Annotated in this window: 21 protein-coding genes; 20 read left to right on the forward strand and 1 reads right to left on the reverse strand. The window is 39.9% G+C overall.

Translation table 11 applies throughout. The annotated features are described in order from the left end of the window. Positions 1-9: 9 nt before the first annotated feature. From atpA to spoIID, 18 genes are all read left to right on the forward strand, one after another. Positions 10-1,518 (forward strand): F0F1 ATP synthase subunit alpha, encoded by a 1,509-nt coding sequence (gene atpA / locus M1D60_RS01400; protein WP_456277447.1) that lies wholly within the window; start codon positions 10-12, stop codon positions 1,516-1,518. A 106-nt stretch (positions 1,519-1,624) separates the two neighbouring features. After that, entirely contained in the window at positions 1,625-2,488 is an 864-nt protein-coding gene (locus M1D60_RS01405; protein WP_456277448.1) for a F0F1 ATP synthase subunit gamma, read from the forward strand. A gap of 109 nt (positions 2,489-2,597) precedes the next feature. Then, on the forward strand, positions 2,598-4,019 hold the full coding sequence (atpD, locus tag M1D60_RS01410) for a F0F1 ATP synthase subunit beta (RefSeq protein ID WP_163180382.1): 1,422 nt from the start codon (positions 2,598-2,600) through the stop codon (positions 4,017-4,019). Positions 4,020-4,045: 26 nt separating this feature from the next. Beyond that, entirely contained in the window at positions 4,046-4,447 is a 402-nt protein-coding gene (locus M1D60_RS01415; protein ID WP_456277449.1) for a F0F1 ATP synthase subunit epsilon, read from the forward strand. Positions 4,448-4,825: 378 nt separating this feature from the next. Further along, a complete protein-coding gene (locus M1D60_RS01420; RefSeq protein ID WP_456277450.1) occupies positions 4,826-5,200 on the forward strand; it encodes an NADH-quinone oxidoreductase subunit A in 375 nt (124 codons plus the stop codon). Next, positions 5,191-5,709, forward strand: a complete 519-nt coding sequence (locus M1D60_RS01425) for a NuoB/complex I 20 kDa subunit family protein (RefSeq protein ID WP_456277451.1) — start codon at positions 5,191-5,193, stop codon at positions 5,707-5,709. The genes M1D60_RS01420 and M1D60_RS01425 overlap by 10 nt, the downstream gene beginning before the upstream one ends. Further along, positions 5,706-7,142 (forward strand): NADH-quinone oxidoreductase subunit C, encoded by a 1,437-nt coding sequence (locus M1D60_RS01430; RefSeq protein ID WP_456277452.1) that lies wholly within the window; start codon positions 5,706-5,708, stop codon positions 7,140-7,142. The genes M1D60_RS01425 and M1D60_RS01430 overlap by 4 nt, the downstream gene beginning before the upstream one ends. 3 nt (positions 7,143-7,145) lie before the next feature. After that, a complete protein-coding gene (locus M1D60_RS01435; RefSeq protein WP_456277453.1) occupies positions 7,146-8,246 on the forward strand; it encodes an NADH-quinone oxidoreductase subunit D in 1,101 nt (366 codons plus the stop codon). After that, the gene (gene nuoH, locus M1D60_RS01440; protein ID WP_456277454.1) at positions 8,246-9,256 is read left to right on the forward strand and encodes an NADH-quinone oxidoreductase subunit NuoH; all 1,011 of its coding nucleotides are present in this window, start codon (positions 8,246-8,248) and stop codon (positions 9,254-9,256) included. The genes M1D60_RS01435 and nuoH overlap by 1 nt, the downstream gene beginning before the upstream one ends. A 290-nt stretch (positions 9,257-9,546) precedes the next feature. Next, the gene (nuoI, locus tag M1D60_RS01445; protein WP_456277455.1) at positions 9,547-9,966 is read left to right on the forward strand and encodes an NADH-quinone oxidoreductase subunit NuoI; all 420 of its coding nucleotides are present in this window, start codon (positions 9,547-9,549) and stop codon (positions 9,964-9,966) included. Further along, positions 9,963-10,475 carry an NADH-quinone oxidoreductase subunit J gene (locus M1D60_RS01450; protein WP_456277456.1) on the forward strand — a complete coding sequence of 171 codons (513 nt, stop codon included), beginning with the start codon at positions 9,963-9,965 and terminating at the stop codon, positions 10,473-10,475. The genes nuoI and M1D60_RS01450 overlap by 4 nt, the downstream gene beginning before the upstream one ends. Then, positions 10,472-10,786 carry an NADH-quinone oxidoreductase subunit NuoK gene (nuoK, locus tag M1D60_RS01455; protein ID WP_456277457.1) on the forward strand — a complete coding sequence of 105 codons (315 nt, stop codon included), beginning with the start codon at positions 10,472-10,474 and terminating at the stop codon, positions 10,784-10,786. The genes M1D60_RS01450 and nuoK overlap by 4 nt, the downstream gene beginning before the upstream one ends. A 137-nt stretch (positions 10,787-10,923) precedes the next feature. Then, positions 10,924-12,789, forward strand: a complete 1,866-nt coding sequence (gene nuoL, locus M1D60_RS01460; protein ID WP_456277458.1) for an NADH-quinone oxidoreductase subunit L — start codon at positions 10,924-10,926, stop codon at positions 12,787-12,789. Further along, positions 12,786-14,312, forward strand: coding sequence for an NADH-quinone oxidoreductase subunit M (locus tag M1D60_RS01465; protein ID WP_456277459.1), 1,527 nt, complete (start codon positions 12,786-12,788; stop codon positions 14,310-14,312). Before nuoL ends, M1D60_RS01465 begins: the two co-directional genes overlap by 4 nt. Positions 14,313-14,317: 5 nt before the next feature. Beyond that, positions 14,318-15,823, forward strand: a complete 1,506-nt coding sequence (gene nuoN, locus M1D60_RS01470) for an NADH-quinone oxidoreductase subunit NuoN (RefSeq protein WP_456277460.1) — start codon at positions 14,318-14,320, stop codon at positions 15,821-15,823. A 264-nt stretch (positions 15,824-16,087) separates the two neighbouring features. Beyond that, positions 16,088-16,327: a DUF1146 family protein gene (locus tag M1D60_RS01475; RefSeq protein WP_456277461.1), complete on the forward strand. Its 240-nt coding sequence runs from the start codon at positions 16,088-16,090 to the stop codon at positions 16,325-16,327. Between the two features lie 607 nt (positions 16,328-16,934). Next, a complete protein-coding gene (gene murA, locus M1D60_RS01480) occupies positions 16,935-18,242 on the forward strand; it encodes a UDP-N-acetylglucosamine 1-carboxyvinyltransferase (RefSeq protein ID WP_456277462.1) in 1,308 nt (435 codons plus the stop codon). 655 nt (positions 18,243-18,897) lie between these two features. Continuing rightward, entirely contained in the window at positions 18,898-19,926 is a 1,029-nt protein-coding gene (spoIID, locus tag M1D60_RS01485; protein WP_456277463.1) for a stage II sporulation protein D, read from the forward strand. A gap of 44 nt (positions 19,927-19,970) precedes the next feature. Here the strand turns inward: spoIID and M1D60_RS01490 are convergent, their stop codons facing one another. Beyond that, positions 19,971-20,513, reverse strand: coding sequence for a transposase (locus M1D60_RS01490; protein ID WP_456277464.1), 543 nt, complete (start codon positions 20,511-20,513; stop codon positions 19,971-19,973). A 454-nt stretch (positions 20,514-20,967) separates the two neighbouring features. Between M1D60_RS01490 and M1D60_RS01495 the strand changes: the two genes are divergently transcribed. After that, positions 20,968-21,858, forward strand: coding sequence for a peptidoglycan DD-metalloendopeptidase family protein (locus M1D60_RS01495; RefSeq protein WP_456277465.1), 891 nt, complete (start codon positions 20,968-20,970; stop codon positions 21,856-21,858). A gap of 286 nt (positions 21,859-22,144) precedes the next feature. Next, complete coding sequence (locus M1D60_RS01500) at positions 22,145-23,749, forward strand: gamma-glutamyltransferase family protein (RefSeq protein WP_456277466.1); 1,605 nt, start codon at positions 22,145-22,147, stop codon at positions 23,747-23,749. Positions 23,750-23,823: the final 74 nt, after the last annotated feature.

The raw sequence follows: 23,823 nt of genomic DNA on the forward strand, positions 1-23,823 counted from the left end.
GTGAAATTCATGAGCATCAAAGCAGAAGAAATCAGTGCGCTGATAAAGAAGCAAATTGAAAACTATCAGTCTGAAATTGAAGTAAATGATGTGGGTACTGTAATCCAAGTTGGGGACGGTATCGCTCGTGCTCATGGCCTCGACAACGTCATGGCTGGAGAACTTGTAGAATTTTCTAACGGTGTCATGGGTATGGCACAAAACCTAGAAGATAATAACGTAGGTATTGTTATTTTAGGACCTTACAAGGAAATCCGTGAAGGTGACGAAGTACGTCGTACAGGCCGTATCATGGAAGTACCAGTTGGTGAAGCTTTAATTGGTCGTGTAGTAAATTCACTTGGTCAACCAGTTGATGGGTTAGGTCCAATTGAAACATCTAAAACTCGTCCGATTGAAAGTCCAGCTCCTGGTGTTATGGATCGTAAATCAGTTCATGAACCACTACAAACAGGGATCAAGGCGATCGATGCTCTAATCCCTGTTGGACGTGGACAGCGTGAGTTAGTAATCGGTGACCGTCAAACAGGTAAAACTGCTGTTGCAATCGATACAATTCTAAACCAAAGAGACCAAAACATGATTTGTATCTATGTTGCAATTGGTCAAAAAGAATCAACAGTACGTGGAGTAGTTGAAACTCTTCGTAAAAATGGTGCATTAGATTACTCAATCGTTGTAACTGCATCAGCATCACAACCAGCTCCATTATTATACTTAGCTCCACTTGCTGGTGTAACAATGGCTGAAGAATTCATGAACAGTGGTAAGCATGTTTTAATTGTATATGATGATCTTTCTAAGCAAGCGGCAGCATACCGTGAGCTATCATTACTATTAAAGCGTCCTCCAGGTCGTGAAGCATATCCAGGGGATGTATTCTACTTGCATTCACGTCTTTTAGAGCGTGCAGCTAAGCTTTCTGACGCAAAAGGCGCAGGTTCAATTACAGCTCTACCGTTTGTTGAAACACAAGCTGGAGATATCTCTGCTTATATCCCAACAAACGTTATCTCTATCACTGATGGACAAATCTTCTTACAATCAGACTTATTCTTCTCAGGGGTACGTCCTGCGATCAACGCTGGTTTATCCGTATCTCGTGTAGGAGGATCTGCACAGATTAAGGCAATGAAGAAGGTTTCTGGTACATTACGTCTAGACCTTGCTGCATACCGTGAGCTAGAAGCATTCGCTCAGTTCGGTTCTGATCTTGATAAAGCTACTCAAGCAAAACTAAACCGTGGTGCTCGTACAGTTGAAGTATTAAAGCAAGGCTTAAATAAGCCACTAAAAGTAGAAAAGCAAGTTGCTATTCTTTATGCGTTAACTCGTGGATTCTTAGACAGTATTCCTGTTGGTGACATCACTCGCTTTGAAGAAGAATACTTAACATGGTTAGAACACAACCATAAAGATCTTCTAAACCACATCGTAACAACTAAAGATCTACCAAGCGATGAGGACTTTGCTAAGGCGATTAACGACTTCAAGAAAACATTTGTTGTTTCTGAGTAATAGATCATGCTAAGCAGCATAGTATGCTGCTTGGCCACTTTACTGTACGGTGTAATGACACTGTACAAATAATGCTTTAGGTATAAAAAAAAGGTGGTGAAAACCTTTGGCATCCTTACGCGACATAAAGTCGAGAATTAATTCAACTAAAAAGACAAGTCAGATTACAAAAGCCATGCAGATGGTATCAGCTTCGAAGTTAAACCGAGCTGAAAACAGTGCGAAGGCATTTGTTCCTTATATGGAAAAGATTCAAGAGGTTGTTGCAAGTGTTTCCACGGGCACAACTGATATCACTCATCCGATGCTACAAACAAGACCAGTTAAGAGAACGGGTTATATCGTTATCACATCTGATCGTGGGTTAGCAGGAGCATATAACAGTAATATCATTCGTGCAGCTTATCAGATGATGCAAAAGCGTCATAAATCTAATGACGAATTTGCTGTTATTGCAATCGGAAAGATCGGTCTAAACTTCTTTAAGAAGCGTGGAGTAACAGTAACATCGGAAATCACTGGTTTAGGTGATCAACCTTCATTTGCAGACATTAAAGATATTGCAAATAAAGCAGTTGGAATGTTTGCTGATGAAACATTTGATGAGATTTACTTATACTATAACCACTTTGTAAGTGCCATTGAGCATCAGGTTACCGAGAAGAAGCTTCTTCCTTTAACGGATATAGCGACAACTTCAACTAAGCTAACTTCTTATGAATTTGAACCTTCTCAAGTGGATATTCTAGAAGTTTTACTTCCGCAATACGCAGAAAGCTTAATCTATGGTTCGTTATTAGATGGAAAAGCAAGTGAGCATGCGGCTCGTATGACAGCAATGAAGAGTGCTACTGATAATGCTAAAGAGTTAATTAATAACCTTACATTAAAGTACAATCGTGCTCGTCAGGCAGCTATTACACAAGAAATTTCTGAAATCGTTGGTGGAGCTGCGGCTCAACAACAATAAACATAAATCAAAGGTTTGGAACAGACTAGCTGTTTTTTTAAAACACTAAACTAAAGTTTCCAAACTTAGACTTTTAGAGAGTCTTATTAGTAAGTTAGGAGGGAAAGCGATGACAAAAGGACGCGTTACCCAAGTTATGGGTCCTGTTGTAGACGTACAGTTTGAATCTGGACATCTTCCTGAAATTTATAACGCCCTTACAATTAGCCATGCGGCTGCAGGTGAGAACGAAGTTGCGATCAACTTAACACTTGAAGTAGCTCTTCACCTAGGTGACGATACGGTTCGTACAATTGCAATGGCTTCTACTGACGGAGTTGTTCGTGGTATTGAAGTAACTGACACTGGAGCTCCAATTTCAGTTCCAGTTGGAGATGTAACACTAGGTCGTGTATTTAACGTATTAGGAGAAAACATTGACCTTGATGAAGCACTACCAGCAGGTGCACGTCGTGATTCAATTCATAGACTAGCTCCGACATTTGAAGAACTTTCAACAGAGGTTGAAATTCTTGAAACAGGTATTAAAGTAGTAGACTTACTTGCTCCTTATATTAAGGGTGGTAAGATCGGTCTATTCGGTGGTGCCGGTGTAGGTAAAACCGTTCTAATCCAGGAATTAATCAACAACATCGCCCAAGAGCACGGTGGTATTTCGGTATTCGCTGGTGTTGGAGAGCGTACTCGTGAAGGAAATGACCTTTACCACGAGATGAGCGATTCTGGAGTTATTAAGAAAACAGCGATGGTATTCGGACAAATGAACGAGCCTCCTGGAGCACGTATGCGTGTAGCTTTAACAGGATTAACAATGGCAGAATTCTTCCGTGATGACCAAGGTCAAGACGTATTATTCTTCATTGATAACATCTTCCGTTTCACTCAAGCAGGTTCAGAGGTTTCTGCCCTACTAGGTCGTATGCCTTCAGCGGTAGGTTACCAACCAACTCTTGCTACTGAAATGGGTCAATTACAAGAACGTATTACATCGACAAACAAAGGTTCAATCACATCAATCCAAGCGATTTATGTACCTGCCGATGACTATACGGATCCAGCTCCTGCAACAACTTTCGCTCACTTAGATGCAACAACGAACCTTGAGCGTAAGCTTTCAGAGATGGGTATTTACCCTGCAGTAGATCCACTTGCTTCTACTTCACGTGCACTTGCACCTGAAATCGTAGGAGATGAGCATTATAATGTTGCTCGTCAAGTACAATCAACATTACAACGCTATAAAGAATTACAAGATATTATCGCAATTCTAGGTATGGATGAGCTTTCTGACGAAGATAAGTTAGTTGTTCACCGTGCTCGTCGTATCCAGTTCTATTTATCTCAAAACTTCCACGTTGCTGAGCAGTTTACAGGACAAAAGGGTTCTTATGTTCCTGTAAAGGAAACAGTAAAAGGATTTAGAGAAATTTTAGACGGTAAATACGACCACCTACCAGAAGATGCTTTCCGTCTAGTAGGAAGAATTGAAGAGGTAATTGAAAAAGCTAAATCAATGGGTGTCGAAGTATAATAAAAGGGACATAGGAGGTTTATGATATGAAGACAATCAAAGTCAGTGTAGTGACTCCTGATGGCCCCGTCTATGAATCCGATGTAGAAATGGTTAGCACGAAAGCTCAAAGTGGTGAGCTTGGTATTTTACCAGGACATATCCCAATGGTAGCACCACTTGCAATTGGTACAGTGCGACTTAAAAAAGAAGCTAGTACTGATCTTGTTGCTGTTACAGGTGGATTTTTAGAAGTTCGCCCTGATAAAGTAACGGTCTTAGCCCAATCAGCTGAACGCGGAACAGATATTGATGTTGCTCGTGCTGAAGCAGCTAAACAACGTGCTGAACGTCGATTACAAGACAAAGATGCTAATACAGACGTACGTCGTGCTGAACTAGCTTTACAACGTGCAATTAACCGTTTAAAAGTCACGGGACGTATATAAATCAAAAAGCCTTAGGTGTTAAACGCCTAAGGCTTTTTACTATTTCTATACAGCTAATTTTGTTTAATAATTACAATAAAGGAGTGTACTCTCCTTTCCCTCCTACCAACACTATCTAAAGTGAGATCTTATGTTTTTCTACATAGTGAAATGTAACTAACAGGACTTTTTTTAACACCAGCATAGTATACAAATCATCCATTAGAGCTACCGAATAAAACGGAAGAAAAATACCGTCACCCTTTTTGTAAACTAATGTCCAAGGTTTATCGACACATATATTTGTAAATGATATAATGTTTACGGTTACAAGGAAGAAATATGAAATTATTGTAAAAGCTTTATTGGAAAAGGTTGAGGAAAAAGGAGGCGATTAAGATGGATTCATTAAATTTATACCAGAATAATTACCTGATTGTTGCTATTTTCTTATTATTAGGTGTCATCTTGCCTGTTGTTGCATTAACAGCTGGTCGTATTTTACGTCCACATAAACCGAGCGAAGCAAAGCAAACAACGTATGAAAGTGGAATTGAGCCTTTCCATGATGCAAGAGTTCAATTTAATGTTAGATACTATATATTTGCTTTGATGTTTGTCATTTTCGATGTGGAAACCGTCTTTCTCTATCCTTGGGCAGTTGCTTATGAAAGCCTAGGAATATTTGCACTTATTGAAATGCTAATTTTCGTTATTATGCTATTAATTGGGTTAATTTATGCTTGGAAGAAGGGTGTGCTGAAATGGATTTAAAACTTGAAAATATAACACCTGAGGAAATGGAAGAGCTGCAAAGAAATGTATTTATGTCGACACTTGAAGAGCTAAAGGCATGGGCAAGAAGTAATTCACTTTGGCCATTAACCTTTGGTTTAGCTTGCTGTGCCATTGAAATGATGGGTGTAGGTTCATCTCACTATGACTTAGATCGTTTTGGATCTTTCTTCCGTACTTCACCAAGACAATCTGACGTGATGATTGTTTCTGGTACAGTTACAAAGAAAATGGCACCTGTATTAAAGCGTCTTTATGACCAAATGCCTGAACCTAAATGGGTAATTGCCATGGGATCCTGTGCGACGGCCGGCGGGCCCTATGTAAAATCCTACGCAGTTGTAAAAGGGGTAGATCAAATTGTCCCTGTTGATGTATATATTCCTGGATGCCCTCCAAATCCAGCAGCCTTAATCTACGGTGTTAATAAATTGAAAGAAAAGATTCGTTATGAAGCAAAGACTGGGAAGCAGGTGACTAGTCGATGAGTGATGAAAAGAGCCTTGAACAGCAAAAGCGTGAGGCAGCCCAAAAGGCAAAAGAAGAAGCAATGGCCCGCTTAGCTGAAAAAAAAGCTCAAGCAGAGTCTGGATCAGAGGAGCCAGCCCCTGTAGAAAAAACAAAAGAAGAACTGAAAAAAGAAGCAGCGCAAAAGGCGAAGGAAGCAGCGATGAAAAAGCTAGCTGAAAAACAAGCCCAAGCAGAAGTTGCCGAAAGTAAAGAAGAAGCACCAGCAGAAAAGACAAAAGAAGAACTGAAAAAAGAAGCAGCGCAAAAGGCGAAGGAAGCAGCGATGAAAAAGCTAGCTGAAAAACAAGCCCAAGCAGAAGCTGGTGAAAGTAAAGAAGAAGCACCTGTAGAAAAAACAAAAGAAGAACTGAAAAAAGAAGCAGCGCAAAAGGCGAAGGAAGCAGCATTAAAAAAGCTAGCTGAAAAACAAGCCCAAGCAGAAGCTACTGAAAACTCAGAAGAAGCACCAGTAGAAAAAACAAAAGAAGAACTGAAAAAAGAAGCGGCGCAAAAGGCGAAGGAAGCAGCACAAAAGCGTTTAGCTGAAAAGCAAGCTGCAGAAGCTGGCACTGACTCTGTAGATGATGCAGATCTAGCTAAAAAGAAGGCAGCTGCAGTGGCTAAGGCGAAAGCAGCGGCAGCAGCAAAGGCAAAAGCGGCTGCACTTGCTAAACAAGAAGGTAACGCAGATACTGATTCAGCTGACATGGATGACGAAGCAAAGGCAAAGGCGAAGGCAATTGCTGTAGCGAAGGCCAAGGCAGCGGCCGCAGCAAAGGCAAAAGCAGCCGCGCAAAGCGATGGAGCATCTGGTGATGATGAGAAAGCTAAGGCAATTGCTGCAGCAAAAGCCAAAGCAGCTGCGGCAGCCGCTGCAAAGGCAAAAACTGCTAAGACTGGAGATACGGAAACTCCTGCAGAAGAACAAAAGCCGTCAGCGAATCAGCCTTATTTAGATAAATATGTGAAGGTTATTAACGAACACTTGGGTGAGGTTTTAGAAGATTCATATATTAATCGCCTTTCCAAGGATGTTCCGACTTTAATTGCAAAACAAGAAATGTACTACAAAGTGGCTGAATTTTTAAAGTACAATGAGCAATTGGGGTTTGAATACCTATCGGAGTTACATGGGACGGACTATGTGACCCATATGGAAATCTATGTCCATTTATATTCCTATAAAAATCGTCAATCGGTTGCGTTAAAGGTAAAGATTGACCGCGATGAGCCAATCACTGACTCTCTGGCAGGTCTATGGCAAGGTGCAAACTGGCCAGAAAGAGAAGCTTATGACTTACTTGGTATTACGTTTAAAAATCATCCGAACTTAACAAGAATCATGCTTCCAGATGATTGGGTCGGCCACCCGTTAAGAAAAGACTATGAACCATACGATGTGGAGGTGTAGTCATTGATTCGTACAGAAGAAATGCTACTAAACGTAGGTCCTCAGCATCCTAGTACACACGGAGTTTTCCGGATCGTACTTAAAATTGATGGAGAAACCATTATTGAAGCAACTCCAGTAGTTGGGTATTTACACCGAGGTACAGAGAAGCTAGCTGAGGATTTACAATATACACAAATTATTCCTTATACAGACCGGATGGATTATCTATCAGCAATGACAAATAACTATGTCATTTGCCATGCTGTTGAAACAATGATGGGCCTAGAGGTTCCAGAACGAGCAGAATATTTACGCGTACTTGCAATGGAGCTAGGTCGTATAGCTAGCCATCTAGTTTGGTATGGTACATATTTGCTAGACATTGGAGCTGTTAGTCCGTTCCTTTATGCGTTTAGAGAGCGTGAAATGATTATCAACCTATTAAATGAGCTTTCAGGTGCTCGGTTAACCTTTAATTACATGCGTGTAGGTGGAGTGAAATGGGATGCTCCTGAAGGGTGGATTGAGAAGGTTCGCGATTTTGTACCTTATATGAGAAAGCAGCTAGCAGGCTATCATGACCTTGTAACAGGTAATGAAATTTTCATGTCACGTGTTAAAGGTGTTGGGAGATATACGAAGGAAGAGGCACTTGCTTATTCATTAAGTGGTGCAAACCTACGTTGCACAGGTGTGAAATGGGATCTTCGTAAAGATGAGCCATATTCCATCTATGATCGTTTTAATTTCGACATTCCGGTCAGAGAAGAAGGAGATTGCTGGTCTCGTTATCATTGCCGAATGGAAGAGATTGAAGAATCTCTAAAAATAGTTGAGCAGGCTGTTGAACAATTTCCAGCTGAGGGCGAGATTATGGCAAAGGTACCGAAAATCATTAAAGCACCACAAGGAGAGGCATTTGTAAGAATTGAATCGCCGCGTGGTGAAATTGGTTGCTATATCTCAAGTGATGGAAAAAAAGAACCATATCGTTTGAAATTTAGAAGACCATCATTCTATAATCTGCAAATTTTACCGAAGCTCCTTGAAGGTGAGAATATGGCGAACCTTATTGCTATATTAGGAGGAATTGATATTGTACTTGGGGAGGTTGACGGGTAATGATCGAAGGCTTATTACAATCAGCTCCAAGTCTAACAAATTTCTTAATCTTCTTTGGGTTAGCAACCGCTTTTCTAATGGTGGTATTAGGATTTGTAACATACGGTATCCTAGCTGAACGAAAGACAATGGCATTCATGCAAGGTCGTATCGGACCGAATCAGGTTGGTGGTCGTTGGGGTTTACTCCAAACAATAGCTGACGTTTTAAAGCTTCTACTAAAAGAAGATACGATTCCAAAGCTAGCAGATCGACCATTGTTCGTGCTAGCACCAGTGATCGCGTTCACTCCAGCTTTTATGGTACTCGCAACGATTCCATTTACGGATTCATTTCAGTTTGCGGATATTGGAGTAGGGCTACTTTACTATGTAGCTATCTCAGGTATTACTACAATCGGAATTGTAACGGGTGGATGGGCATCCAATAACAAATACGCCTTAATGGGCGGAATGCGTGCAGCAGCCCAGATGATTTCGTATGAGATTCCACTTGTTATGTCCGTAATTGGAGTCATCCTGCTATCTGGAAGCTTAAATTTAAATGATATAGTAGCGGCGCAGGGTGAAACAATGTGGTTTATCCTACTTCAACCTGTTGCATTCGTCGTATTTTTTATTGCATCAGTTGCCGAGTTAAATCGTACGCCATTTGACTTACCTGAAGCAGAGTCTGAACTAGTAGCAGGGTTCCATGTTGAATATTCAGGATTCCGCTGGGCATTCTTCATGCTTGCAGAATATGTATATCTATTTGCAATGGCTGCTTTAACAACCGTTTTATTCCTTGGTGGCTGGTTACCTCCATTCGAATTCTTAGGCTTCATACCAGGAGCAATCTGGTTCGCACTAAAATTCATGTTCGTCGTATTCCTACTAATGTGGATTCGCTACACATTCCCACGCCTAAGAGCAGACCAACTAATGGAATTCGGCTGGAAAGTCCTACTACCAGTTGCACTAGGTAACATTTTCTTCACTGCATTAATGAAGGAATTATTTCTAAAATAATCTCATTTTAAAAGGCTTTTGTTTTTCGAAATTAATGTTTTATTAGATAGTGAAATGGAGCGGAAGACACTTGACTCCTGCGGGAGATGAGGGAAGTGTGAGACCCCACAGGCGAAGCCGAGGAGGCTCACATCCCTCCCCGCGGAAAGCAAGTGTCTGCAGCGCAATGGAACGGACAGGATACTTACGTATAATCTCTTTAAAGCACTATATGAAAAAAACTAATAAACACCTAAAACTATAAAATTAAGTCTAAAAGAAGAATGACTAAAAAGGGGTGTGAAAAAAGCATGCTTGGATTAGCGAAAGGTTTAAAATATACCCTTCAAAACTTATCAAAAAAGAAAGTAACATATGATTATCCGAACGAGCCACTACCTCTACCGGACCGCTTCCGTGGTATACAAAAATTTTACCCAGAAAAGTGTATCGTCTGTAATCAATGTGCGAATATATGTCCAACTGACTGTATTCAGTTAACAGGAAAAAAACATCCAGACCCAACCAAAAAAGGGAAAATCATTGATACGTATGATATCAACTTTGAAATCTGTATCTTATGTGATCTCTGTACTGAGGTTTGTCCAACTGAAGCCATCATTATGACAAACAACTTTGAGCTTGCTGAATACAGCCGTGATGAGTTGTTTAAAAACCTTGAGTGGCTTGACGAAAATGATAATAATATGCGGAAGGAGAATAAAGCATGAGTGGCGAGTTTATCGCATTTTTAATATTAGCATTAATCGCTATAGCAGGCGGCGTCCTCATGATTAACCTTACCCAAGTGGTTCATATGGTTATAGCGTTAGTTTTCTCCTTTATAAGTATTGCAGGGATCTATGTATTGCTGTCAGCAGAATTCATAGCAGCTGTACAGATTCTGATATACTCTGGTGCAATTACGATCATAATGCTCTTTGGTATTATGCTGACAAGGCATAATGACCGGAGTGAGCCTAAATCAAGCTGGGGTAAAAAGTTATTAATTTTTGGTGGAATTGCGGCCTTTGCCATTTCAGTCTACTTTGGAATTTATAATCTTGAATTCTCTTCACAAGCAAAGGATCTCCATGTAGATAATACGAAACAAATTGGAGAGGCATTATATACGAAGTTTATTATTCCTTTCGAATTAACATCGGTTGTTCTGTTAGTGACCTTAATCGGTGCGATTATATTAGCGAAAAAAGATAAGAAGGGGGCTAATGACGAATGAGTACAATCCCGTTATCTGCCTACCTCGTCTTAGCATTAATATTGTTTTGCATTGGACTATATGGGGCTTTAACAAAGCGCAATACGGTTATTGTTTTAATTTCAATCGAACTTATGCTAAATGCGGCTAATATTAATCTAGTGGCTTTTAGTAAATACGGAATGGTACCAGGCATTACAGGCCAAATCTTTGCCCTGTTTTCGATTACGATCGCAGCAGCTGAAGCCGCAATTGGTCTTGCCATTTTAATTGCCTTATACCGAAACCGCTCAACCGTAAATGTGGACGAAATGAACCTGATGAAAAGGTAATGAAAAAGCGAACTCCAACCACTTAGAATATATCTTTTGGTAAGTAGTGGTTTAATAGCTTTTTACTTTTAATTCGTATATATGTAAACGAACAAATAATACTCTCTTATCCTAAAAAAAGGGGATTGTGATACAAAATGATGGAAATGGCTTGGTTGATACCGCTTTTTCCGCTTGCCTCCTTTTTAACACTACTTCTACTCGGCAAACGGATGAAAGAAGGAAGTGCATATGTAGGCATGCTGTTTACGTTGATCGCATTAGCCTATTCTATTCTGGTCCTAGTTACTAGGTTTACATCTCCCAATGTAAAAACAGAATTCACATGGTTAACAATTGGAGATCTTCAACTTACAGCGGGCTTTGAAGTGAATCAATTAAATGCTTTAATGCTAGTGATTGTTTCTCTTGTTAGTTTCTTAGTACATATGTATTCAAAAGGTTATATGCATAATGATGAACGATTTCATGTATTTTTTGCCTACCTCGGGCTATTTACATTTGCGATGCTTGGATTGGTTATTTCACCAAACCTACTGCAAACGTATATTTTCTGGGAGCTTGTTGGGTTAGGCTCATTCTTATTAATTGGTTTCTATTTCTTTAAATCAGAAGCAAGAGCTGCTGCGAAGAAAGCATTTATCATGACTCGTATTGGTGATGTCGGATTACTAATCGGGATGATTCTTCTTTTCTGGCAGGTGGGTAGCTTTGAGTATGATGAGATTTTTGCAGCAGTAGATGCAGGGGCAATATCATACGAAATGATTACCTTAACAGCTATTTTAATTTTTATTGGAGCCATGGGAAAATCAGGTCAGTTCCCACTTCACACTTGGCTTCCAGATGCAATGGAAGGTCCAACTCCAGTTTCTGCTTTAATACACGCCGCTACCATGGTAGCTGCAGGTGTATATTTAGTTGCCGCATTATTTCCACTGTTTGCAGCTAGTGAAACCGCGTTGTATACAGTTGCTGCAATTGGTGCGGTTACCGCCATTTTTGCTGCATCAATCGGTCTTGTTCAAACGGATATTAAAAGAGTGCTTGCTTACTCAACGGTTAGTCAGCTTGGGTATATGATGCTTGCATTAGGATCTGCAGGTTATGTGGCAGGAGTGTTTCACTTAATGACTCATGCCTTCTTTAAAGCATTGTTATTCTTAGCTGCAGGAAGTGTCATTCACGCTGTCCATAATCAAAATATTGAAGAGATGGGCGGGCTTTGGAAGAAGCTACGTATAACAGCTCCACTGTTCTTAATTGGAACGCTAGCGATTAGTGGGGTCCCATTATTCTCAGGTTTCTTTAGTAAGGAAGAAATTCTTGTTGCTGCTTGGGCACATGGAAATTATGGATTATTTACTTTAGCCATTATTGCTGCCTTTTTTACAGCATTTTATATGTTCCGCTTGTTCTTCTTAGTGTTTACTGGGAACCCACGTGGAAACCAGAAGAATGTACACGAATCACCAGCTGTAATGGTATTCCCTATGATCATCCTTGGTGTGTTAGCCGTTTTTGCGGGTTATGTGAACACTCCGTGGTTTGGGACATTCCTTGGGGACTGGTTAACAGCTGATAATCATGCACTTGGTCATCATATTGATGCGCCACTTTGGATTATGGCAGTTGCGACCATCGTTTCAGTAGGTGGTATTTTACTAGCCTATATGATGTATGGAAATAAAACGATTCCGAGGGATTGGCTAAGTGGAGCTTTCCCGAGCGGGTATGGAATCCTTTATAATAAGTACTTTGTTGATGAGTTCTATAAAATGACGGTTGTTTACGCGACGAAAACGTTTAGCCTTTTCCTAAAATATATTGAGATCTTCCTCATTGAAGGAATCATCAATGGAGTTAGATCATTGGTTAAAACAGTCGGTCGTATAGGATCAGTGGTTCACAATGGGCAGGTACAAACCTATGGAACGGTCGCATTTGTAGGATTGGCTCTTCTTCTCATCATCTACGTACTAACAGGGGGGTATTTAGGATGAATGAATCATTTCTACTTTCACTCTTAATTTTCTCTCCGTTACTAGGTATGGTAGTTTTAGCATTTATACCAAAAACAGAGGAGAAAACCTTAAAGCTAGTAGGTTTTCTTAGTACCATACTACCTCTTGCAATTGCCCTACTTATATATGGACAATATCTTGCAGGTAAAGCATTAACCTCGTTTTCAGAGGTGTATGAATGGATTCAAATTGGTAACTTTGAAGTCTTTAAGGGTCGCTTATTTGCGATTGATTATGAGTTAGGCATTGATGGCTTCTCACTCATTTTATTACTGTTAACGACGATTTTAGCAACATTATCATCCATTGCAGCCATTCATATTAAAAAGGAATGGAAAGGTTACTATCTACTATTCTTATTATTAGAAGTTGGTATGCTTGGTGTGTTTGCTGCTGAAAACTTAATTTTATTCTTTATTTTCTTTGAACTTACGTTAATTCCAATGTTCTTCTTAATCGGAAAATGGGGTTATTTTGACAGAGAAAAAGCTGCTTATAGCTATTTAATTTATAACGGGATCGGCTCGGCTATCTTGTTGGTTGTCATTATCGTGTTATTTTCAAGAACGGGAACAACCAATATTGATCTTTTAGGGCAAATTTTAAACGGTGAATATGATGCAGAACAGATTGTACTTCCTTTCACTTCTGAGTTACGTTGGGGATTATTTATAAGCTTATTAATTGCCTTTGGTGTAAAGCTCCCGATTTTCCCATTACATAGCTGGATGTTACGAGTACACGTTCAAGCACCACCATCCATCGTTATGCTTCACTCAGGAATTCTTTTAAAGATTGGGGCATTCGGATTAATTCGCTTTGGTGCAGGATTATTTCCGGGAGAATATGAATCCTTTGCAGTCATTTTAGCGATTCTTGGTGTGGTTAACCTTTTATATGGAGCATTCCTTGCTTTTATCCAGGATGATTTCAAAATGGTTCTTGCCTACTCTAGTATTTCTCACATGGGGATTGTCTTAATTGGACTGGCAGCATTAAATGAAGCAGGAATTCAAGGTGCGATTTTCCAAGTCGTTTCTCATGGTTTAATATCTGCTTTATTGTTCTTCTTAGTTGGTGTGCTTTATGAAAGAGTTCAAACAACGACACTTGGACAATTAGGTGGATTAGCGAAAAACATGCCGTTAACTTCTGGATTCATCCTTGCAGGGGCAATGGCTTCACTTGGTTTGCCTGGTATGTCAGGATTTGTTAGTGAATTTATGGCATTTTTAGGTTTATTTAAAGAAATGCCAATCATTGCAGCGATCGGTACGATTGGGATTATTATGACAGCTGTTTATCTATTACGTGCAGTGTTAAATATGACATTTGGTCCATTAAATGAAAAACTAGAAAAAACAACAGATATTAAAGGTGTTGAACTGGTACCAGTATTCATCCTTTTAGGGTTAATTGTCTTAATCGGAGTTTATCCTTCATTATTAACGGTGCCTTTACAATCGACGGTTGAAACGATCATGTTAGGAATAGGGGGTTGAGAGGGATGGATTTACAAACATTACTAAGTCTTGAATGGGGAGCAATGGGCCCTGAATTTATCATTCTAGGTGTCGCAACCCTTCTCTCTCTACTCGACTTATTTTTAAAGCCAAGTGTAGACCGTAGACAATTTGCGTGGCTGGGACTTGCAGGAATTATCGTTGCTCTAGGCTTTCTTTTTACACAGCTAGATCAACCGGCTGTTCAATTATTAGATAATACGTATCGTTTAGATTCTTTTTCTAAAATGTTTAAAATTCTCCTGTTAATTGGTGGAGCATTTGTTATGCTCTTAGCAGCAGATTATAACCCGAAAGAAAAGCTTGAAGAATATAGAGGAGAATTCTATTACTTATTCTTAACTGCTTTACTTGGGGCTATGATGATGGCATCAAGTGGTGACCTCATTACATTATTTATAGGACTTGAGCTACTATCTATCTCATCATATATTTTAGCTGGACTTAGAAAGAAGCATTTACCTTCTAATGAGGCAGCAATGAAATATGTGATTAATGGTGGGATTTCAACTGCCATTACTCTATTCGGGATGAGTTATATTTATGGCTTAGCGGGTTCTACTAACTTAACAACAATAGCAAAACGCTTTGAAGGCTTAATGTCTGAGGATTATCAATATCTTGCAGTTATTGCATTTGTGATGGTGTTCGTTGGACTTTCCTTTAAATTAGCTTCTGCCCCTTTCCATATGTGGGCACCTGATGTGTATGAGGGCTCACCAATGCCGGTTACTGCATTTTTGAGTGTAGTATCTAAGACAGCAGGATTCATTATCATTTTGAGAATCTTTTTAACGATTTTTTCAAAAGCACCTGCAGAGGGTGGAACAACGAGCTTACTCGTTTCAATGGGAGACTATATTGCGGTTATTGCGGCAATTACGATGATTGTAGGTAACACGATTGCCCTACGTCAGCGAAATGTAAAGCGGTTATTTGCCTACTCAAGTATTGCCCATGCGGGTTATGTACTAGTAGCATTTATGGCATTATCTCCATTTATGCTTGATTCAATTTGGTTTTACCTGTTAGCATATGGATTTATGAACTTCGGTGCATTTGCGATTATGCAGCTTGTTGTGACTAAATCTGGTAAAGATGATATTAGTGAGTTTACAGGCCTTTATCGTAAATCACCACTACTCGCCATTGCCTTTGGTGTCTTTATCATCTCCTTAGCTGGAATTCCAGGAACAGCAGGGTTTATTGCCAAACTTAATATCTTTACGGGTGCCCTACTGATGGAACACTTTCTATTAGTTAGTATCATGGTCGGAGTAACGGTCATTTCATATGTGTATTACTTTGGCTTTCTTGGACAGATCTTCTTCCGTCCAGCTAATGATTCAGAAAAAATCAAAGTTCCTGTAAGCATTACGATTTTATTAGTCCTTTGTTTAGTTGGAACAGTCGGACTAGGAATCTTCCCTAATGTAGCTTTAGATATCTTTTATCAAAATGGTAACTTCGGTTTAGACTTTTTCCAATAGTGGATAGATGAGAGGCTTGCACAGCCTCTTTTTCTTGTTGTTTAGGGAATTATAAAATAAATCATTTGTGGAAAACTCGAGTCTATGCATTTCAATCTAGCTTCAGCGCCCAGCCCCTCGAGGTTAAATAACCTGAAGAGAATAAAATGGAAAGAGCGCCATTTTTTTCTCTTCAGAACATTTACTTTTCGGGGCTAAACGGGGCGCTTGCGCCTTTTGATCTCTTAAGACGAAATGAAAAATAGGCAAAAAGGAGGAATTTTTGTGGTTGTTGATCAGTTTGTTGGCCAACAGGCTCTCATAAGTATCATCTCGCATTTATTGTTTATCGTGATTACATGGTGGGCTCTCCAAGGAGTAAGGATCGATGCTTTAATCAAACCTAATCAAGTATATCAGGCCCGAGTATTATTAATATTATTGACCATTACGATTGGTACAACCGTAAGTAATTTTTTCCTGGATTATTTAGTTTGGTCACAAAAATTACCGATGCTTTTTTAATAAAAATCCCCTATACTGTAACAAGTGTATAGGGGATTTTTTATATAGTTTGACGAGTTTTTCCACGTATGTCATATGAATGATTGGAAAAAATGTTGATAAGGAGAAAGCGTGAGCGGGAACAAAATGAACGGTAGATAATAGGATGTTATTAGTAACAATTTTATTTAATCACTCGTCAAATTAAACAGATACCCTCATAAAAGAGAGGCTAGTTACGTAATTTATTCTTGGATTTGGAAAGCGGTTGGAAAGGGACATCTTACCCAGATAAATAAGTATATTTTATGACAAAGTTCGTTGGCTTTTTACAAAATTCTCTTGTATACCAGATAAAGACAATGATAAGATTGAATAGGTTTTATGTTTTTTCATAATGAAAGGACCTTTCAACAAAAATCTTTGTTAGATTAACGAATTTCAAGAGCGAAGAGACATTTGTCTCTGTCACTGCATATACTAAGATTGTGGAAAGAAAGATCAATGACTCATGAAAAATAAAAGATCTTATAAAGCAACCTTGGGCGGAGTTTTACCTGTTAGGTAGGAACACCAACCTTAAAAGATGAATATTAATATAGAGAAATTGGACGCGGAGGGGAATACCTTGGAAAAAATCATCGTCCGTGGCGGAAGGCAGTTAAACGGTACTGTTAAAGTTGAAGGCGCTAAAAATGCCGTTTTGCCTGTTATCGCTGCATCCATATTAGCGAAAGACGGTAAAAGTGTTATTTCAGATGTACCTGAGCTTTCGGATGTTTATACGATTAATGAAGTATTACGACAGCTAAATGCCGAAGTTACGTTTGAAAATGGAAACATTACAGTTGATGCTTCGAATGACTTATTAACAGAAGCTCCTTTTGAATATGTTCGAAAGATGAGAGCCTCTGTCTTAGTAATGGGATCATTGCTTGCTCGTAATGGAAAAGCAAGAATTGCACTACCAGGTGGATGTGCAATTGGATCGAGACCTATTGATCAGCATTTAAAAGGCTTCGAAGCAATGGGAGCTGAAGTGAAGGTCGGTAACGGTTATATTGAAGCGGAAGTAAACGGCAGACTTGTCGGTGCTAAGGTTTATTTTGATACACCAAGTGTCGGAGCAACAGAAAATGTGATGATGGCTGCAACCTTAGCAAAAGGTACGACCGTTTTAGAAAATTGTGCAAAGGAACCAGAAATCGTGGATTTAGCTAACTATCTGAACAAGATGGGAGCAAAAATCCGTGGAGCCGGAACTGGCACAATTAAAATTGAGGGTGTGGACCAATTAACTGGAGCAAATCACAGCGTTATTCCAGACCGTGTTGAAGCAGGGACTTTCATGGTTGCTGCCGCAATTACGGGCGGAAACGTGTATGTGCAAGGTGCGGTTCCAGAGCATTTAAGCTCACTCATTGCAAAGCTTGAAGAAATGGGCGTTATTATTCAAGAAGAAGAAGATGGACTTCGTGTCATTGGTCCTGAACAGTTAAAGGCAATCGATTTAAAGACAATGCCTCATCCAGGCTTCCCAACTGACATGCAATCCCAAATGATGGCTCTTTTGCTTAAAGCAAAAGGCACCAGTATGATTACCGAGACGGTTTTTGAAAATCGTTTTATGCACGTTGAAGAATTCCGCCGTATGAATGGTGAGATTAAAATTGAAGGTCGTTCCGTGATCATTAGTGGACCAGGAACTCTACAGGGCGCAGAGGTTTCTGCAACCGACCTTCGTGCAGGTGCCGCATTAATCATTGCGGGTCTTGTTGCAGACGGCTACACTCGTGTAGGTGAACTCAAGCATCTTGATCGTGGATATGTAAACTTCCATGGAAAACTTGCAGGCCTAGGCGCAGACATCGAACGAATTGTAGAAGAACTTCCTCAAACAGAAGCCGAAGTGAAAATTTCAGATATTAATGCATAATAGGAAAGGGAGCCATTGGCTTCCTTTTTTTGAATGGATTTTTATTTTAAAAACCAGGTTGTGTTAAAGTACAGTGTTGATTTTTAGCAGAGTTGATTGAAGTGGAAGGATGCGAGACTCCTGCGGGAAAAGCGTGGTGAAGGAGACCCCACAGGTGAGAAGCGCCGAGGAGGCTCCAGAACCCGCCCGCGGAAAGCGAGTGTCCTGGAACGAAAATCAACAACAAAGTTTAAATGAAATTTATTAAAAACAACAAAGCAAGTAAAAGTACCAAAAGAGAAATTGTGAACAAATGGTTAACTTATTCTATGCTGATGAAAAATAATTAATACCTTACAGTACTATTACATGATTTTCTGAAATTATCTCGTTATGACTAAAAGAGGATGTTCAAAAAGTCCGGGAAAAATAGCTGTCGAATTTCTTCGTTGGCTTGATTTTCCGCTCCTCATGTATAAAATGCATACACTCCGGTGCTCAAATCTTCGCCGCCTCGAACTTCTCGGCTATTTTTTTCCTCCTTTTTGAACACGAATAAAAGGTAACTCTATTAAAAAGTTTTAAAAGAGTTGAGAGATTTAGTCATAATAGTTTGTCCACCTCCATAAAAATGTAATAAGCAACTTGAAAAAACAAATGGATGGAGGCTGGAGAAGTGAAACCGTTGAAACCAATGATCATACTAGGCTCAGTATTATTTATTTTGACATTAGTTATCCCTACCCTATTAGTGATCCCATTTACCGAGGAAACGAAAGGATCATTAATAGAAGACATACAGCCTCAGGTATTATCTACACCAGAAGTGAAAAATAGCATTCCTGTTTCGGTGCCTGTATACCGGGAAGAGAAGGATGTCATTGAAGAAATACCTATCGAGCAATATGTAATAGGGGTTGTTGCCTCTGAAATGCCTGCTGAATTTGAGATGGAGGCACTAAAAGCTCAGGCAATTGCAGCACGTACCTATATTGTTCAGCAGCTTTTGAGTGATAAAAGAGTGAGAACACCTGAAGGTTCCAAGGTAACAGATACAGTCAAGCATCAACGATATAAGGATTATACAGATTTAAAAGAGGACTGGAACAGTGACTTCACAAAGAACCTAGAGAAGATTACAAAAGCAGTGAATGAAACAGAAGGACAAATCATTACGTATGACGGTGAACCAATTGATGCCTCCTACTTCTCAACGAGTAACGGGTTTACAGAAAACTCAGAGGACTATTGGTCCTATGAATATCCATATCTACGCAGTGTTCAAAGCTCATGGGGAGAAGATCAATCTCCTAAATATATAGTAAGTACAACAATCCCAGTTAGTGATTTCCAAAGTAAGCTAGGTGTTTCACTTGGAAATAGCAGCGAAATCGGTACCATCACAGCACGCACCAAAGGAAACCGAGTAGGATCGGTGCAAATTGCTGGCAAAACATTCACAGGTAAAGAAGTCCGAGAATTACTAGGGCTTTATTCCTCAGATTTCACTTGGGAACGTAAAGGCAACCAAATCATTATTACTACAAAAGGATACGGTCATGGAGTCGGTATGAGTCAGTATGGTGCAAATGGAATGGCAAAGCAAGGTAAAACCTACCAAGAAATTGTCACCCACTATTACCAAGGAATCGAAATCACCAACCTAAGCCCATACCTAGACCGCCTAACCGCCTACACAAACTAAATACTTCACCACATTAACGCATTGGGGGCCTGTCCCCCAATGCGTTAATTGGTTAAAGGGGTTGTTTTTTCTACAAAGTATTGGTAGTTTTCCAATCCGGAGAATATTGATATGGTTTTGGATGTGTTTAGGTACGTAGGGGGATTTCCATCAACGTAGTATTGGTAGCTACTCCATTTGAAGTGAGCGGGTTCCTGGGTTAGTTCCGCATTGACCGGATTCATATGAATGTAACGGCCAGCATCAACGAAGTACTTTTGAGAATCAATAAGTTTTGCACCATATCTCCCTTGAAAAACATGTCCATCTAATTGATAGATCTTATTGAAGTAAAGTGCATAAGTTGTTTGGATCTTCCACATGATTTGATGAATGGGGGTATCTTGGGTTTCGAGTAATAGATGAAGGTGATTTGGCATGAGGCAATAAGCATGAAGTTGAAAAGAGGAACCTACTTGGGTTTCGCTAATTATTGATAGGTATTTTAGATAATCATTCTCCTTATTAAAAATAATTGATCTCCGATTTCCTCTACTAGTAATATGATAGATTGCGCCTGGGTACCAGACACGTGGTCTTCTACTCATTCCATCACTCCTTATTTATTATTCTCCTATTTAAATTAGCGTTGATGGTAGTAAAATCCTGCTTTTTTGATAATTAAGAGTAATAAACAAAGGCTGTTTTCGTAAAGATTGTTGCTATTTGAAAAGCCATGATAAAGCACTGAGATGATTGGAGCGGAAGGCACTCGACTCCTGTGGGAGTAGCGGGACAGGTGAGACCCCACAGGCGAAGCCGCGGAGGCTCAACGCCCGCCCCGCGGAAAGCGAGTGCCTGCAGCGGAAATCATCGGACCCAGTATAAATTAATATTTCTGTTAATATAGCAACAAAGTATACGATAACAGCCAAAATAAAAAAATCTCAGCTTTCTATGAATAATCTTTTTAACTTTGTCGAAAAATAAACTTAAAAAAATTTTTTATAAGATGTATAGATTTAAGAGATTGTGTTCAGACTGATAGCTGAGGTGATGATAATGATGAGAGAGGAAGAAAATAAAAATCCTCGTAAGTCAAAAACAAATTTCTTTAAAAAGCGTTGGGTATTCCCGGCAATCTATCTTTTAAGTGCAGCAATCATTCTGACAGCCGTATTATGGTATCAAAACAGTACGACTGAATTAGCGGATCCTACTACAGAGACAGAAACAGATGTACCAGGAACTGCTGCAGGGGAAGATGAGTCTGTACCAGTAGTAAGCAATGTAGAGAAATTCTCTATGCCTGTCGTTGACCCTAATTCTATTGAAATCCAAAAGCACTTCTACGATGACGAAGCAAGTGCCGAGGAACAGGAAGCTGCCCTAGTATTCTATAATAATACGTACGCTGGTAACACAGGTATCGATATTGTAAGCAAAAATGGGGAAAGCTTTGACGTTGTTGCATCATTAGGTGGAACAGTAACAAGAGTAGTTAAGGATCCATTACTTGGATACGTGGTTGAACTTGATCACGGCAACAACATCACAACGATGTACTCAGCTTTAGAAAATGTAAAGATTGAAGAAGGTGCAAACGTTGAGCAAGGCGAGTTATTAGCAGTTGCAGGTCGTTCTCTATATAACGAAGAAGCAGGTGTTCATACTCACTTTGAAATTCGCAAAGACAATGAGCCAGTCAATCCTTTAGACTTTTTTGAAAAATCTCTAGCTTCTCTTGAAGAAATGGAAGCAGGAAACGAAAATGCTGCAGCTGAAACTGAGGCAGAAACAGAAGCCGACAAAGATGCTGAAAACGCAGAAGCAACTGATGAAGAAACAGAAGAAGATGCTGCTGACGAAGAAACACCAGAACAAGGTGAAGAAGATGCTGAGGGAGACACAACTGACACTCCAGATGCATCCATCGGACAAGCAAAAGCATAATCTAATCTAAATCTAATTCAGATTCTCGTAAGCTATACGCAACAACTTGATGCAAAAGCCTATCCACTCAAAAGGATAGGTTTTTTTGTGCTTAATTTTCACACACTAAAGCAGTGGGGGCCTGTCCCCCACCGCTTTAACGCGATGGGGGACAGGCCCCCATAGTATTAACGTGTTGCTGTGGTAAAGGAATCTAGTGTATCATTTGAAATTTTCTGATATAATTATGGGAGAAATGTTTCGGTAAGCGAAATGTCTAAAAGTACATATTTGAGGAGGAATTAATGTGGATTATTTATCACACCCTTATGCATCACAACGAGTAACAACGGTTGCTAGAAAAGGAATGGTTGCTACTTCTCAGCCATTAGCTGCACAGGCTGGTTTAGATATTATGAAAAAAGGTGGAAATGCAATTGATGCAGCCATCGCGACAGCAGCTTGCTTAACGGTTGTTGAACCTACATCTAATGGTATTGGCGGAGACGCTTTTGCATTAGTGTGGGTTAAAGGTGAGTTACATGGTTTAAATTCTAGTGGACCAGCTCCAAAAGGACTTTCTATTGAAGCAGTAAAAGAGCGTGGTCATGAAACGATGCCAAAGCTTGGCTTAATCCCAGTAACCGTTCCTGGTGTTCCAGCTGCTTGGGCAGAGTTATCAAAGCGATTTGGTAAGCTACCATTATCAGAAGTATTAAAGCCAGCAATTGAGTATGCTGAAAACGGATACCCGTTATCACCAATTCTAGGTAAGTATTGGGGTTATGCATATAAGGCCTACAAGCAGATGGCAAAAGGTGAAGAGTTTGATGGTTGGTTTGAAACATTTGCTCCAAATGGTCGTGCACCAAAAATCGGAGAAATGTGGAGTTCACCAGGACATGCATCAACATTAAGAGAAATTGGCGAAACCAATGCTGAATCATTCTATCGAGGAAATCTTGCTAAAAAAATTAGTGAGTTCTCTAAACAACATAATGGTTTTATTACGGAAGAAGATCTTGCAGCCTATCAACCAGAATGGGTAAAGCCAATCAGTGTGAATTATCGCGGCTATGATGTTTGGGAGATCCCACCAAATGGCCAAGGATTAGTAACCTTAATGGCATTAAATACATTAAAAGGATACGAATTCTCTGAGAGAGATAACCTAGATACGCTACATAAGCAATTTGAAGCGATGAAGCTAGCATTCACAGACGGGAAGAAGTATATTACAGATCCAAGAAAAATGAAGGTATCAGTAGAAGACCTGTTATCACAATCATTTGCTGATCAAAGAAGAGCTCTAATCGGAGAGGAAGCTGTTACTCCTGAACCAGGTACTCCGTCTAAAGGTGGTACTGTCTATTTAGCAACAGCTGACGAAGAAGGGAACATGGTTTCTTTCATACAAAGTAATTACATGGGCTTTGGTTCTGGAGTAGTTGTTCCAGGAACAGGTATATCCTTACAAAACCGTGGTCATGACTTCTCTTTAGATCCTACTCATGATAATGCACTAGAGCCTGGTAAGAAAACGTTCCACACGATTATTCCTGGTTTCCTTACAAAGGGAAATGTCCCAGTAGGACCATTCGGGGTAATGGGCGGATACATGCAGCCACAAGGACATTTACAAGTGGTCATGAATACCGTTGATTTCGGTCTAAATCCACAAGCAGCACTAGATGCGCCAAGATGGCAATGGACAGAAGGAAAGAAGTTCCAAGTAGAGCCTAACTTCCCACTACATCTTGCCCAAGCGCTAGCAAGAAAAGGTCACCAGATTGAAGTGGCGCTTGATACAGGTGGTTTCGGTCGTGGACAAATCATCTGGCGTGACCCAGAAACAGGTGTCCTAACCGGTGGAACCGAAAGCAGAACCGACGGATCGATTGCGTCTTACTAAAACATAGTGCTTTAACCAATTAACGCATCGGGGGACAGGCCCCCACTGCGTTAGTGCGATAAAGGAAGGGGAGT

It is taken from the genome of Bacillus sp. AK128 (assembly GCF_053903075.1).

What these genes read in the sequence shown, in the direction of transcription:
- nuoL (WP_456277458.1), top strand. Translation starts at nt 10,924, where the DNA reads ATGATGGAAATGGCTTGGTTGATACCGCTTTTTCCGCTTGCCTCCTTT.
- M1D60_RS01465 (WP_456277459.1), top strand. Translation starts at nt 12,786, where the DNA reads ATGAATGAATCATTTCTACTTTCACTCTTAATTTTCTCTCCGTTACTA.
- M1D60_RS01490 (WP_456277464.1), bottom strand. Translation starts at nt 20,513, where the DNA reads ATGAGTAGAAGACCACGTGTCTGGTACCCAGGCGCAATCTATCATATT.
- nuoK (WP_456277457.1), top strand. Translation starts at nt 10,472, where the DNA reads ATGAGTACAATCCCGTTATCTGCCTACCTCGTCTTAGCATTAATATTG.
- atpD (WP_163180382.1), top strand. Translation starts at nt 2,598, where the DNA reads ATGACAAAAGGACGCGTTACCCAAGTTATGGGTCCTGTTGTAGACGTA.
- M1D60_RS01420 (WP_456277450.1), top strand. Translation starts at nt 4,826, where the DNA reads ATGGATTCATTAAATTTATACCAGAATAATTACCTGATTGTTGCTATT.
- M1D60_RS01415 (WP_456277449.1), top strand. Translation starts at nt 4,046, where the DNA reads ATGAAGACAATCAAAGTCAGTGTAGTGACTCCTGATGGCCCCGTCTAT.
- M1D60_RS01425 (WP_456277451.1), top strand. Translation starts at nt 5,191, where the DNA reads ATGGATTTAAAACTTGAAAATATAACACCTGAGGAAATGGAAGAGCTG.
- M1D60_RS01430 (WP_456277452.1), top strand. Translation starts at nt 5,706, where the DNA reads ATGAGTGATGAAAAGAGCCTTGAACAGCAAAAGCGTGAGGCAGCCCAA.
- atpA (WP_456277447.1), top strand. Translation starts at nt 10, where the DNA reads ATGAGCATCAAAGCAGAAGAAATCAGTGCGCTGATAAAGAAGCAAATT.
- M1D60_RS01495 (WP_456277465.1), top strand. Translation starts at nt 20,968, where the DNA reads ATGATGAGAGAGGAAGAAAATAAAAATCCTCGTAAGTCAAAAACAAAT.
- nuoN (WP_456277460.1), top strand. Translation starts at nt 14,318, where the DNA reads ATGGATTTACAAACATTACTAAGTCTTGAATGGGGAGCAATGGGCCCT.
- nuoI (WP_456277455.1), top strand. Translation starts at nt 9,547, where the DNA reads ATGCTTGGATTAGCGAAAGGTTTAAAATATACCCTTCAAAACTTATCA.
- M1D60_RS01450 (WP_456277456.1), top strand. Translation starts at nt 9,963, where the DNA reads ATGAGTGGCGAGTTTATCGCATTTTTAATATTAGCATTAATCGCTATA.
- nuoH (WP_456277454.1), top strand. Translation starts at nt 8,246, where the DNA reads ATGATCGAAGGCTTATTACAATCAGCTCCAAGTCTAACAAATTTCTTA.